Below are 15,018 nucleotides of genomic sequence, written 5' to 3' on the forward strand. Positions count from 1 at the left end.
TAATGCTATTAAAATTGAACTTGAAGACCTAAGGTGTATTTTTTGGGAATCGGATACCCATTTCCATTATACTCTCCATAACCATTTACAGCTTCTGCATCTGGCAGTTTTTTTGATTGTTGGAACATGTGTACATTATCCATCATAGCAAACACTTTAAACTGGCTTAAGCCCCATTTGCTTAAAGTTTTTGCGCCCAAATCGTATCCAAGGGTAATATTTTTTATCCTTAAATAACCACCTTTTTCTAAGAAAAATGTTTGTGCCCCAGTATAATAATAACGATAAGTACCTAAATCGTATTTAGCATATTCCGCATTATCGCCTGGGTTTCTCCAGATATTCAATCTGTCTAGATCAGGAGTAGAGAAGCTTGCAAAATTAGCTACAGCGTTACCATCCTGCGAATTGGCAAAACGATCTGAATCAAATAGATTCAATACATCTCTTTTGAAGGTGAAGTTTGTAAAAATACTAAGTGAGAAATTCTTATAGTTAAAGGTGTTGGTCCAGCCTCCTGTAAAGCGAGGGTTTGGATCGCCGATCGGCATTTTATCTGGGTTAATTCCATCATTAAAAATATCGACAAAATAATCACCATCTAAATCGGCCAGATAGAAATCTCCTTCGTTAAATGTTCCATTACTATTTCTATAACGCTCGCCGGTAAATGGGTTTTGTGGAATATTTCCAGTTCGTGAGAATACACCTTTTGTTTGATACAGATAAAAAGCATTAATAGGGCTACCAACCGATAAAATATGTGTTTTATCAAACCGATCGCCACTTAAAATAATATCCCTGCCACCATTTGGTAAACTCATGATCTGATTTTTGTTGTAAGAAATATTGAATGAAGTATTCCATCTAACCACTTTACTGATCGGAGTTGCATTAAAAGTTAACTCCATACCCGAATTACGTACTGAAAAGGCATTGGTATAGGCAACATCGTAACCAGAGGTAGCAGGTAGATCTACGTTAAATAATTTATCCTTCACTTCTTTGTTATATACATCAAATGTTAAGGCATATTTTCCATTTTGGATTTCGATATCCGTACCAATATTCCATTGGGTAGATTTTTCCCAGCTTAGATCTTTTTGCGCTACCCCATTTCTAAAGTTTGGTGTAATAACCGTAACACCGTTATAGGAAGTAGAACCACCATTGCCAGAAAAACCACCATTATTAACCAGATAATTGTTGTATTGTACGTAAGAATTATTTAAATCTTCATTACCGGTAGCACCATAACTTCCCCTAATTTTAACTAATGTAAAAGGGTTATTGGTGATGTTTTTCATGAAATTTTCTTCAGATAATATCCAGCCCAGTGATATGGATGGAAAAACCCCATACTTATTATTCTCCCCAAAACCTGATGAACCATCGGTTCTGATCGTTCCAGATAACAGATATTTTTCTGCATAATCATAGTTAAACCTTCCATAATAAGCAATTAATCCATGTGCTTTGTACTGAGAGATCGCAAAGATGTTGGCTTGCTGAAATCCCGTTACCACTTGGATGTTATCAGATGCACCACCATAGCCTCCGGCTTGTGTATTTTGATACTGGTTATATTCAATATCCTGGCCCACTACTGCACTGAAATTGTGTTTACCAAGCTTACCATTATAATTTAAGTAGTTAGAAGTTCTCAGGTTCACATTAGTAGAAGAAAAACTAGTCGCACTATTTCCAGAACCGTTGTTTAGCAAGCTACTCAGACTGGCATCCCGACGTGCATTATCAGCCTTATAAGATGATTGAGAATTCAATGTAAAGTTTTTATTAAACTCATAAGATAAATTCAGGTTTATACTAAACTGATTACTGATATTCTTGTCCAGGTTCTCACTACTAGGGTTCACAAAAAAGTCGAGCTTTTCTGGCGATAAGTTGATCAGCGAAGAAGGTAAATTGCCAGACCCTATTTTTGTAGGCTTGGAAGGATCGTTAGGATCCTCGTTGCCCCTTGCACGATCAGCTCTCGAATAAAAAAATTGTGGATTGATCATCAACTTTTTATTTAATGCTCTCGAGGTTAAGTTAAGTCTGCTGCTATAGCGTTTAAAACCAGTTCCTTTTACAACGCCTTCTTCATTATAATAGCCGCCACTAAAACGGTAAGTCATGCCATTGTCTGAGCCACCGCTTAAACTGAGGTTGTTATCGTTAATTCTACCTACCTGATAAAACAGATCCTGCCAATCGGTATTTCCGTTGAAAGCTGGATTTAAACTATCGGTAAGTATATATGGCAGCTGTCTTCTCTGGTCGTAATTAAGCTGACGCTGCAATACTTCCATTTTTTGCCTGCGTTCTGTACTACCAATGGTTGCTTCGCGTAAATTTGGACGCTGTACAAGCCCAAAATAGGTGCTTAGGTTGACCTTGGTCTCACCACTAACGCCTTTTTTGGTGGTAATTAGGATTACCCCGTTTGCTGCACGAGATCCATAAATGGCTGCAGCAGACGCATCTTTTAACACATCAATAGACTCAATGTCATTAGGGTTGATACCCGCTAAATAGTTGGTACCTGTACCTGTACCTGGTGGCACAAAATCGTCAGAAGATTGAGGTACACCATCTACCACATATAATGGCGATCTGATCACGTTAAACTGATCGTAACTGCTACTTGCTGTAGAGTTACCACGTACCGAAACAGTAGGTGCTACTCCTGGCTGACCCGTAAAATTTTGAACATTTACTCCGGCAAGCCTACCCTGCAATAGCTGATCGAAGCTCGCTGCCGGTAAATTAGCCAGCTCTTTACCTGAAATACTGGAAATAGAAGCCGTAGATTTTTTCCTGGTTATTTTCTGATAACCAATAAGCACCACCTCATCCAGCGTTTTATTGTCATCTTGTAGGGAAAAGTTTATGGTACCGCTTGCCGTAATTGTTTTTTCAACGGTAACGAAACCAACTATCCTGGCAACCAGCACAGCTTTATCGCTCTGTACAGCGATTACAAACTTACCTTCGCTGTTGGTGGAAGTACCATTTTTTGTCCCTTTTTCTAAGATAGACACCCCGGGAATGGGTTTGTCATTTTGATCTAAAACAGTTCCTTTAATTGTTTTCTGCGCAAAAGCGAGCCAGGGAATGAGTAAATAAAAGAATGTTGCCATCAAAAATTTCACATAGCAATGTCTTGTAGAAGTTTTTTCCATTGATGATTAGTTAGTTTGGTTTGGTTTGATTACAAACTAAAAGTATCAACATTTTTACTTCGATTTTAATTTTTTTTTAATCAAAAGGAACCATATTTTAACCTAAAAATTGGCTTAAATACCACATTTTGTTTTACAAAAACTGACTTTTGCAATTAACAATACACCAATAGTTGCTCAAAACAGCCTATTTTGCCAAATTACCTCATATTTCTTGATCACATTCGAACTAAATTCGGAAAAAACCTCCCAGAAGTTTAGTTGAAAAAATTTCGATAACCTTAGATTTTAGCACAACTAAAACGTTAAAGCAATTTACTTCACTTCATTCCTAATCTGAATAAAAACTAGGTTTTACAGGCACCAATCACCACTATTTAGAATAATTCAAAATAATTTGGATAATAAGATTTTCTACCGTTATTTTGCAGCAGTTTAGAATTAATCCAAATAAATATTACCATGCTTAAAATCAGACTTTTCTGTATAACGTTTTTTTTAACTTTTACCAGTCTACTCTCCGTTGCCCAACAGTTTTCGACCATAAGCGGCACAGTTACCACTTCTGATGGTAAACCTGCCGCTTACATTTCGGTTGGTTTAAAAGGAAAAGGCCTGGGGAATGTAACCAGCGAAAAGGGTATTTTCGAAATCCAAAGAGTTAAACCAGGCTCTTATATCTTAAGGGTGTCGGCTGTTGGTATTCAAAACATAGAAAAACCAGTGGTTATTACCGCCGGCGAAAACAAAACTGTGGATTTTGTAATCAGCCAAAATTCAAATCAGCTTAACGAAGTAAATATTAATCAAGGGGTAAATAAGTATATCGCTAAGAAAAGTGAATTTGTTTCAAAAATGCCACTTAACAACTTAGAAAACCCACAGGTATATACTACGATTACGAAAGAAACAATGGCCGATCAGCTGGTGTTTTCGGTTGATGATGCTGCCCGCAATGCCACTGGTGTTCAAAAAATGTGGGAATCGACCTCTCGTGGAGGTGATGGTGGTGCTTATTACGCATCAAGAGGCTTTATTGTACAGGCGAAACTGAGAAACGGAATTGCTGGTAACATAACTGGCCGTAACGATGCCGCTAACTTAGAAAATGTAGAGTTTATTAAAGGCCCTTCTGCCACTTTATTCGGTAGTACATTAACCTCATATGGTGGTTTAATTAACCGTATTACCAAAAAACCTTTCGAAGGAATGGGAGGTGCAGTAAGCTTTTCGACAGGCAGCTACGATTTTAACCGGGTGAGTACCGATTTCAATTTTCCTGTTGATAAAGATAACCACATTTATGCCCGGTTAAATACTTCTTACAATTACAAAGGTTCTTTCCAGGAGAATGTTTACGACAAAGGTTTCTTCATTGCGCCTAGCTTGTTGTATAAAGTAAACGATAAATTAGACTTTGTTTTCGATGCCGAAATTGCCAACGGTACAAGCACCCTAAAACCATTCGTTTTCTTCTATTTCCCAATCGCACAACTGGGCTTTGATAGAGCAGACCAAGCTGGAATAGCTTATGACAAATCTTTTACCGGAGATGCAATGAAGCAGAAATACAATAGCTCAAACTTCTTCGGACAGGCTAATTATAAGTTTAACGATAACTGGTCGTCTCATACCAGCTTTTCGAGCAATTATAGTTTCTCAAATGGCCGTGGTACGTATTTGTTCCTAGTCCCAAACAACTATCCTCCACTGGGTAACCCAACGGCTGCACCAGGTGCCGATTTGATATCAAGAGCAGATCAATCAACTGATAACAGTAAGGTTTTTACTTACGAGGTACAACAAAATTTCAATGGCACTTTTAACTTAGGTTCGGTAAAAAACAGAATGGTTTTAGGCCTTGATTATTTACGACAAAACTCCGATCAGTTATTTTATTCGATCGATACTTTTGATCTGACCAATAAAGACGGAAGCGGCGCTAACTACAATAACTTTACTGAACATAATTTAGCGGCATTTTATGCAGCACTTCCTAGTGTTCCTAAATATCCGTATAACTTCAAAACCAATACATACAGTGCTTATGTTTCTGATGTGATTAATTTAACAGATAGGTTAATCGCCTTGGCTGCATTAAGAGTAGACAGGTTCGACAATAAAGGCAATTCCGATCGTGCAGGCTCGGCACCAAAAGGTGTGTACAAACAAACTGTTTTTTCGCCAAAATTTGGCTTGGTGTTTCAGCCGATTAAAGATCAGCTATCATTATTTGCCAATTACCAGAACGGCTTTAACAACTTAAACGGTATAGATTATCAAGGTAATGCTTTTAAACCAGAGCAAGCAAACCAAATTGAAGGTGGAGTTAAAACAAACATATTTAATGGTAAGCTAACAGGCGCTGTATCGTACTATTATATTAAAGTTAAAGATATTGTTAGGGGTTATAACGGAGATCCATCAAATCCAAATGCGCAAATCCAAGATGGCAATAAAATCAGCAAAGGGATAGAAGCCGAAGTTATTGCAAACCCGGTTAACGGTTTAAATATTATTGCAGGTTTCGCTTATAACGATAACCATTTAGAAAATGCATCGCCAGATGTAGAAGGCAGAAGAGATGCTTATTCGGCAGCGCCTTATTCAGCAAATTTATGGATCAGTTATAAATTCGCTACAGGATCACTTAAAGGTTTTGGATTAGGTGCCGGCGGTAATTATGCCAGCGACAATAAAATTGTAAACAGTGTTAGCCAGGGCGTATTTATATTACCTGCTTATGAGGTTTTTAACGCATCAGTATTTTATGATCATCATAGATTCAGGATCGGGGCAAAAGCAGACAACTTTACCAATCAAAAATACTGGACAGGTTACAGCACCATGAACCCTCAGGACCTGAGAACCTTCACTGGAAGTGTTACTTACAAATTTTAATTAAATCAATCGGGAGCAACTGGATCAGATCAATTTCTCCCGGTTTTAAAACCCAACCCAGAAAACATGAAAACTAAAATCTCATTATTATTTTTCTTTCTAACCTTTAGCATTTCGAGCGCATTTGCACATGCTTTATGGATAGAAACGGCCTCAACAGGCAAAAAAGGACAAGCGCAGGAGGTAAAAGTCTTCTTCGGCGAATACGAGAGTAACGAACCAGATTCTGCCGCTAAGTGGTTTAGCAACCTAAAAGAATTTAAGCTGGTTTTAACTGCTCCAAATGGAACAACCAAGGTTTTACCAACTACTGCTGATGTACGTTTCTTCAAAGCCAGTTTCACACCAGATCAAGAAGGTACCTATAAACTTTCTGTAGTACATGAAGTTGCAGCGGTTTATGAAAAAGCTAAAATTGAATATTATGCTTTTGCAGATGTTGCCGTAGGGAACGCAAAAATAAACACCACTTTTCCGGCAGCTGCGGCATTAACTATCAGGCCAGACAAACACGCTTTAACCGTTGGAGAAACTTCAGTTCATCAGGTAATTTACAACACAGCACCTTTTGCAAAACAAAAGTTAACAGTTGTAAACGCTGAAAGAAAAGCACAACCTACTGAAACAGATGCGCAAGGAAAATTCACTTTCAAACCAGAAAAAAAAGGAAATTATTTTCTGGAAGCTTTTACTGAAGATAAAACGCCAGGAAAATTAAATGGAAAAGACTACGATAAAGTTTGGCATTTGGTAACTTATACTACTGAAGTTAAATAGTCGAATTTTTATAAAAATTTAAAGCCAATTAGTCTTAAAAAAGGCTAATTGGTTCTTTTATTAATACAGCTTTGCTAATGGCACTAACAAAAACATCAACCAAATCAAAAAACAAGAAATCGCGTTTAAGGCGGATAAGCGACTGGCTGCACCTATGGCTGGGCATCGCATCTGGTTTAATCGTACTGATGTTGGGCATTACCGGTTGTATTTATGTTTTTCAAAAAGAAATTACCGAACTCGTTCGCCGCAAGGAGATTTTTGTAGAAGTTCCATCAAATCCTAAAACCCTACCATTAAGTGTACTACAGGCCAATGCCGAAAAAGCACTGGGGAATAAAAAGAAAATCACCTTTGTTTCTGCATATAAAGCACCAGGAAGGGCATGGGAACTTGGCGTTTATAAACCTGGCGACCCCAAGGCATTCTGGTATTTCGATTCTATTGATTATTACGATGTTGTGTTGATTAACCCTTATACCGGAAAAGTAACTTTAGTTGCCGATTATAAATATGAGTTTTTTGGTGTAGTTAAAATGATCCATTGGAGTTTGTTGATCAATCATCCCATTGGCCAGCAGATTATTGGATGGTCTACCTTCATTTTTGTATTTCTCCTCATTTCTGGAATGGTGATGTGGTGGCCTAAAAACCTTAAAAAATCAAACTTCGATAAGAGCTTTAAAGTAAAATGGAAGGCCAAGTTTAAACGCATTAATTACGACATGCACAATGTGCTGGGTTTTTATGTAATGCTGATCTGCCTAATGCTGGCCTTAACCGGTCTGGTTTGGGCATTTCAATGGTTCCAAACCACGGTTTACGTAGCAGCCTCGGGAAGTACCACACCGCCAAAAATGGTAGAAGTTAAATCAGATTCGACCAAAACCATTACTGCAATTCCTTTCGATGTTGCTTTTGAGCAAGCCAGAAAAATATTTAAAAATGAAGATCGTATTGCCATGTCGCCTGCCAATGGCGGTTCGGCAACCATTTACGCCACAGGATACCGAGGCAGAGAAACGTTTTGGAATTACGACGTACTTCAGTTCGATCAGTATTCCGGCAAATTGTTACACAGAGCAAACCAGTCTGAGAAAAATGCGGGAGAAACTATAATTGGTATGAACTACGATATCCACGTAGGAGCCATTTTAGGATTAACCGGAAAAATAATGGCTTTTTTTGCCAGCTTAATTGCAGCAAGTTTACCCATAACCGGATTTATTATCTGGTGGGGGAAAGGAAAAAAGAAAAAAAATACCGCAGTGGCGGAAAGCTAAACACACCCTAATTAATAATAAAAATGAAATTTTTAAACCTAATTTTAGTATTAACCGGTTTGATTACCGTTAATACTAATGCACAAACAAAAGTTGACTCTCCGGAAGAAAAACTAGAAAAGGATAGAAAAGCAATAAAATCATTGGCTGGTTTTTATGAAGTGAATTTCAACTACGGCGAAGTTACCGCTCCAGATCCAAACTACAAATTCAGCAAGCCTTACGAAAGCCATGGCAACGAATGGGCAGAGATTATTGTTGATGAACCTAAAAGAATTGTAATTCAACACATGTTGGCCATTAACGATACCACGGTTATTAAACACTGGCGCCAGGATTGGACGTATGAAGACACCAATATTATGCTTTATACCGAAGGTAACGCATGGAAAAAAGGCAATTTAACGCCAGCCGATGTAAAAGGAAAATGGACACAAAAAGTTTATCAGGTTGATGATAGTCCACGTTACCAAGGTTACGGAACATGGAGCCACGTTGGTGGTCACGATTCTTGGTCGAGCGAAACCGATTCTCCATTGCCAAGAAGAGAATCTACTGTGCGTAAAGATTACAATGTATTAAACCGCGGCAGCAGAATTACCATTACTAAAAATGGCTGGATGTTTGAGCAGGACAATAAAAAAATAGTGCGTTCTGCTGATGGCGATAAACTTTTAGCTGTTGAAAAAGGTTATGAGGAGTTTACGAAAATAGACCCTAAAACTTTCGCATATGCGCAAAAATGGTGGGCCAGCCAGCACACCTACTGGGCAGATGTTCGTGGTGTTTGGGCTGACATTATTGGTTCGCAAAACACATTCAAAGTACAAACTATGGCGAATGGCAAATTACTTTACGAAACCCTTTTTAACCTGGGCGATCAATCTATCAAAGAAAAATGGACAGCCACACAAAACAAAGAAAAAATTAAAACTGCTTTACTGCCTTACCTGGTAGTAAAACAATAGTTTTTATAATTAATGGTTGATGGCAATGCGATTAATCATCAACCATTTTTTTTGCATAAACCTCACAGGTTTGTGTCTAGCAACTTTATAAATGACAATGGGTTAAAATGTTTATCTACTTGGTTTGGAAAGCAATTGCAGCAGCCTTTGGGTTAATACAGTCCCGCCTCCGCTTCTGCCGATGAAACCTGTGAAACAAGAAAGCACACAATAAAAAACAAAACAGACAGTGCTTAAATCGGCATCTCGCTACAGTCGGGTTTAGGCGGGCAACCTCCGTGCTACTATCTATTGTAACTAAACCCGATTGAAGTGAACATCCCGACATTTCAGTCGGGATAAAACGGAAAGCGGTGCTGAAAACCAGATGGAAAGCTGAACGCTCATTTCCAAAAAAAATTCCGCTCTAAACCGGGATTACAAATTCCGACCAACAACTACTTTATTTTATTAAATTTCAGGATGAAAAAATTTGGCATACTCATCTTTTTATTTTGCGCTATTAAAAGTTTTGCACAAAATTCTACCTACACCCGAAATGTGGTAAACACACTCTCTTCAAAACAATTTTGGGGCAGGGGCTACACCAAAGACGGAATGAAAAAGGCTGCAGATTACCTCGCGGCAGCCTACCAAAAAATTGGTTTGTTACCAATGGGTCAATCTTATAAGCAGACATTTAATTTCCCTGTAAATACATTCCCAGGAAAAATGATGGTGGCAATAAACGGTCAAAAGCTTATCCCCGGTAAAGATTTCATTGTAAACAATGAGAGCCCCAGCATTAAACAAAAGGCGAATTTAACCGAGGTGGATAGTCTTAATTATCAAGCTTCTCCATTATTAAAGATTTTATTAAAAGATAAATTAACCTGGTCTGTAGCTACAGAAGTTGGAGATATAGCAACGATCCAGCTCAACAAAAAGAACCTTACAGCAATTCCAAAAGAAATTAATGTTGATATTGAAAACAAATTTATTCCAAACTTTGAGGCAGCTAACATTTGCGGTTTAGTTAAGGGTACTAAATTCCCTGATTCCATTTTAATCATTACAGCACATTATGATCATTTGGGTGGAATGGGTGCTGACACTTATTTCCCCGGCGCAAATGACAATGCCGCTGGCGTAGCTACTTTATTAAGTTTAGCCAAATATTATGCCGCCAATCCCCAGCCCTACTCCATTGGTTTTATCTGTTTCGCAGGCGAAGAAGCTGGATTATTGGGATCTAGATATTTTGTGGAAAACCCTTTAATTCCTTTAAGCAGGATTAAATTCCTAATCAACTTAGATTTGGTTGGAACCGGTGAAGCCGGCATGACTGTAGTTAATGCATCCGTTTATCCTAAAGCATTTGCGCTGCTAAACGCAATCAATAACCAAAATCATTACATCTCGAAGATAAACTCCAGAGGTAAAGCAGCCAACAGCGATCACTATTTCTTTACCGAAAAAGGTGTTCCGGCATTCTTTATCTATACCCAGGGTGGTTCGTCTGCCTACCACGATATATTCGATAAACCTGAAATATTGCCGCTTACCGAGTATAAAGATCTGTTTAAACTGATCGTTGGATTTAACCAGAAACTGATGGAATAACTTTATTTTATGACGAAACCCTTAAATCAAGATACAAACCGTTAATTCTCGATTTCTCCGATTGGGATAATATAATAAGCCATTGGGATAATTAAATATAGCAGCCAAGTGTGTATGCTCATCTTTGAATCAACAAAAGCGAAAACAAGATTCATTATGACAACTATACAAAAACTCAGCTTAGCATTTTTATTGTTAATCGCAGTTGCGGTTAAATCGAATGCACAGAACCAAATCGAAATTGTTATAGTAGGCTCCACCCACGACAATTCTAAATCGACACAAAACTTTCAGGCGATAATTGATAAGCTTAAAAACTTTAAACCCGATATGGTTTTTGGCGAATACCTGCCTCAGGGCGATTACGCTAAACTGGAAGAAAACAACTGGGCAAAAAAATCATTTAGAAAAGGACATGATTATTTAGAAAAATTAAATCCGGCATCTCCCAAAAAAATTGATACACAAATTAAAAATGACCAGAAAGCACTCGCTAAATTTGCATACTACCATAAAACCAGAATGGATTTAGCCGTTAATTATGCTAAAAACTGGGACAGGGGTAATGCCGATTATCAAATCTTTGTACTCGAAAATTACATGAAACAAAGCTTCGGCAAAGAAGAGCAGGTTGAATATGCAAAAATGTTCGGAAATACCGATTCACTAAAGAAAAAGGGATTCTTTAGACCTGGAAGTGAGTATAGCAAAATCTATTTCCCCCTTATTTACCAATTAAAACAAGATCGAATTTACAACATGGATTGCCAAACTTATGATAAACCATGGAGTGAAGCCTGGCGCAAAACAGATTCTTTACACAAAATTTTAATCAACAAGGCGAAAGCCGATAGCACCTCCCAGGAAGCAGCTACCGTTAAAGCCATAGAAAAATATTGGGCTTATAATGAAGATGAAGCGAAGGTTTTCAATGCCGATCCTTATGCTGGCATGAACACCTTAAAATATGGTGTTTTAGATGAAGCCTGGAACTTTTATGGTGGTCGTCATTTTTATGGTTATGCAGGTTTCCCTACCGAAACGGTGAAAGAGATGATTGTGCAATGGACTTTAAGAAACGAAGGCATGTGCAAAAACATCATCGATCAGGCAAAGGCAAAAAAAGCAAAAAGGGTGGTAGTAGGTGTTGGTGCCTCGCATCGCAAATGGATGGAAGAAATTTTAGCCAAAAACCTGGAAGTTAAAATCATCAATTATAACGATTTGCACTAAACTAATAATATGCGCTTTCTCAGCCCCATTGCATTAGCTTGGGGCTTTTTCTTTTTAGCGTTATGTAATTTTTTCGTTTAGTATTTGCAAAAACACCTTAAGGCGAGTACTTTTACCTAAAAGATTAGTTGTTTTTAATTGGATGCAACGTTTAGTCAGCCTGTACGCCTTATAACGAACCAAGCCGGATTTTTAGTCTATCACATTTTTTATATCGTTCATCACATTTATCTGTACCATAAAAACATAGCGCCTAATTTTAGCTTGCTTATTTAAAATATACATGAAGAAACTCTTACTTTCAATCGCCCTTACCTTAGCTATTTTTAATTTATTTGCACAAAAAAACGGAAGCATTACCGGAATTTTAGCCGATAGCGCCAATCACAAAACCACCTTAAATTATTCAACAATTTCTGTATATAAAGTTGGCGATAGTATATTGAGCACTTATAAATTATCAGACGACAAAGGCGTTTTTAAAATCAATGGCTTAACCATAGGCGTAAAATACCGTTTAGTGGTAACCGCATGGCAGTATGGAACATACCGGAAAGAGGTTGAACTAACTGCAGCCAATCCCGCATTAAATTTGGGTATCCTCTATCTTTCCGTTAAGGCAAATGACCTAAACGAGGTTGTAATTTCGGGAGAAAGGCCACCAGTAATTGTACGTAAAGACACTATTGAATTTAATGCAGAATCCTTTAAAACCCTGCCATCAGCGGTGGTAGAAGATCTGTTAAAAAAGCTTCCAGGCGTTGCTATTGCAGCCGATGGCTCTATACAGGTTAACGGTAAAACAGTTAGTAAAATTTTAGTAGACGGAAAAGAGTTTTTTGGTGGCGACCAGCAGATTGCGACCAAAAATTTACCCGCTAATATCATAGATAAGGTACAGGTGGTTGATGATAAACAGGCCAAAAGACGCGATCCGGATTTAACTGCAGCAGAAATCCCGCAGATTATCGATTTAAAGTTAAAAAAAGCGATTAAAAAAGGAGCTTTCGGCAAATTGTATGCTGGTGGAGGCCTAAAAGACCTTTACCAGGCCGGTGGATTAATGAATTTCTTTAGAGATACTACACAGGTAAGTATATTGGCTTATGGCAACAATATCAATCAGCCAGGCTTTAACCCCAATGATGTGCAACGGATAGGTGGATTTAACAGAAGCGGTGTAAACTCCATGATGATGACCTCAGGAGGTTATTTCGAGTTCAACGGTATTAATTTTGGCGGAAGTTATAATGGTGTTCAGGCTTCATCTGGTGGTGGTTTTAATTTTAACACTTTAACCAAAAAAGGGATCAAAATTAATACACAATATTTCTTCGGCCGATCAGATAATCTTCTGGAGAAACTCACCAATACCAACCAAACATTAGGTACTGACAGATTAATTACCAACGCCAGCGAAAATACCAATTCTCTTGTTCTAAAACACAATATTGGTGGAAAATTAGATTGGCAAATCGACTCTTTAACACAACTGACCATTGAGCCGGCAATTGTGCTCAGCTCCAACAATTCGGTGAGTAAGGTTTCTTCAAGCAACAATAATGCGAATAATCAGCTCATTAATACCCTCGAAAATTTGAATGACTTGAATACTTCCAGCAACAAATATCAGTTAAGAGCCGATTTTAGTAAGGATTTTAAAAAGGCTGGAAGATCTTTCAATATCGGAGCCGATATTTCTGCAACCCCCAACCCAATTATCAATTACAACAGGAGCAGCAGTATTTTTTACCTCACTCCTTCTACTTCGGAGATTGATCAGTTGAGAAATAATTCTATTGACAACTTCAGGTCGTACCTTTATGCCAACTACACCGAACCGATCAGCAAAAAGCTGAATTTTAAGGCCGATGTAAGTGGAAACATCATTAATAACGAAAATGCATTAAGCACTTTTTACCGCAATCCGGCTAACCAGCTGTACGATATTGTAATACCCAATTTATCTCAAACCGTTAAACAGGCCGGCTTCAAAACCAACACAAACATCAGCCTGGGATACAAAGTAACCAAAGATCTCTATCTTCAACCAGGATTGGTACACAACTACATTTCGTTAAACAACCGCTTTACCAATAGCGCAGATATCGATCAGCGTTATAACTTCATATGGCCTACATTTCAGTTGAAATATAAAATATTCCGTTTTAACTATTCTGCCCGATTTGCAGAGCCGAACGTAAGTTATCTTCAGCCTGTTGCAGATAATACCAATGCATTTTATATCAGAAATGGAAACCCAAATTTATTACCTGCCCGTACGCAGAATTTAAGTATGAATATGTATAAATACGACCCTAAGAGCATGATCAACTATAATTTATATGGCTATGGAAACATTACAAAAAATGGTATCGTAAATGCTATAACCATAAACAATGGGGTACAAACAGTTAATCCGATTAACAAAAGCGGCATTTACAATTTTAGCGGCGGGGCCAATATTTCTAAAGATTTCAAAAAAAATAAAACCAGTTTAAAAGTGGGTTTAGGTTTCTGGGCTAATTTTGATCATACTCCAGTTATTGTGAACAACATTGAGAGCGATGCGAATGTATTTTATGTTGGGCCAAATGGAAACGTGAGGTTAAACCTGAACGATAAGGTTGAGATTAACCAGTCGTATTCAGTTAACCTGAACAGGAGTAAATACGATGATAGTTTTTACACCAATATCAGTTACAATACCCATCAAAGTACTTCCGAACTGATTATCCGTTATCCCAAAAAACTGGTTTTCGAAACCAGTTATTCTTTAACCATCAATGATCAAAAAATCGCCGGATATAACAATAACATCAAATTCTGGAATGCCGCTCTTACTTACCTATTTATGAAAAACGACAGGGCACAATTAAAATTCTCGGTGAATGATATTTTACAGAGCAATGTGCGTAGGAACATCCAGATTACGGGCAACAGCGTTATCGATACGCAGAGTAATAACCTGGGTAGATATGGCATGCTTACCCTTACTTATAATATCCAGAACTTTGGACAAAAAGTTGGCGGCCGACAAACGTTTTTTAGTTTTTAGGTTGATTA

Annotated in this window: 8 protein-coding genes; 7 read left to right on the forward strand and 1 reads right to left on the reverse strand. The window is 37.8% G+C overall.

All coding sequences use genetic code 11. From position 1 onward, the window contains the following. Positions 1–8: 8 nt before the first annotated feature. Positions 9–3,188, reverse strand: a complete 3,180-nt coding sequence (locus tag J7E57_RS13650; protein WP_215124941.1) for a SusC/RagA family TonB-linked outer membrane protein — start codon at positions 3,186–3,188, stop codon at positions 9–11. 462 nt (positions 3,189–3,650) lie between these two features. On the opposite strand from J7E57_RS13650, the gene J7E57_RS13655 reads away from it, so the two are divergent. The 7 genes from J7E57_RS13655 to J7E57_RS13685 all read left to right on the forward strand — a co-directional run bounded on the left by J7E57_RS13655 (position 3,651) and on the right by J7E57_RS13685 (position 15,010). Then, positions 3,651–6,089 (forward strand): TonB-dependent receptor, encoded by a 2,439-nt coding sequence (locus J7E57_RS13655; RefSeq protein ID WP_215124940.1) that lies wholly within the window; start codon positions 3,651–3,653, stop codon positions 6,087–6,089. Between the two features lie 66 nt (positions 6,090–6,155). Next, positions 6,156–6,866: a DUF4198 domain-containing protein gene (locus J7E57_RS13660; RefSeq protein WP_215124939.1), complete on the forward strand. Its 711-nt coding sequence runs from the start codon at positions 6,156–6,158 to the stop codon at positions 6,864–6,866. A 77-nt stretch (positions 6,867–6,943) separates the two neighbouring features. Further along, positions 6,944–8,149: a PepSY-associated TM helix domain-containing protein gene (locus J7E57_RS13665; protein ID WP_215124938.1), complete on the forward strand. Its 1,206-nt coding sequence runs from the start codon at positions 6,944–6,946 to the stop codon at positions 8,147–8,149. 23 nt (positions 8,150–8,172) lie between these two features. Beyond that, positions 8,173–9,117, forward strand: coding sequence for a DUF6607 family protein (locus J7E57_RS13670; protein WP_215124937.1), 945 nt, complete (start codon positions 8,173–8,175; stop codon positions 9,115–9,117). Positions 9,118–9,579: 462 nt separating this feature from the next. Then, complete coding sequence (locus J7E57_RS13675; protein ID WP_215124936.1) at positions 9,580–10,719, forward strand: M28 family metallopeptidase; 1,140 nt, start codon at positions 9,580–9,582, stop codon at positions 10,717–10,719. 156 nt (positions 10,720–10,875) lie between these two features. Further along, entirely contained in the window at positions 10,876–11,952 is a 1,077-nt protein-coding gene (locus J7E57_RS13680) for a DUF5694 domain-containing protein (protein ID WP_215124935.1), read from the forward strand. Positions 11,953–12,235: 283 nt separating this feature from the next. Next, entirely contained in the window at positions 12,236–15,010 is a 2,775-nt protein-coding gene (locus J7E57_RS13685) for an outer membrane beta-barrel protein (protein WP_215124934.1), read from the forward strand. The last annotated feature ends 8 nt before the right edge of the window (positions 15,011–15,018 follow it).

This window comes from Pedobacter sp. ISL-64 (genome assembly GCF_018613605.1).
In the GTDB taxonomy this organism is placed as follows: domain Bacteria; phylum Bacteroidota; class Bacteroidia; order Sphingobacteriales; family Sphingobacteriaceae; genus Pedobacter.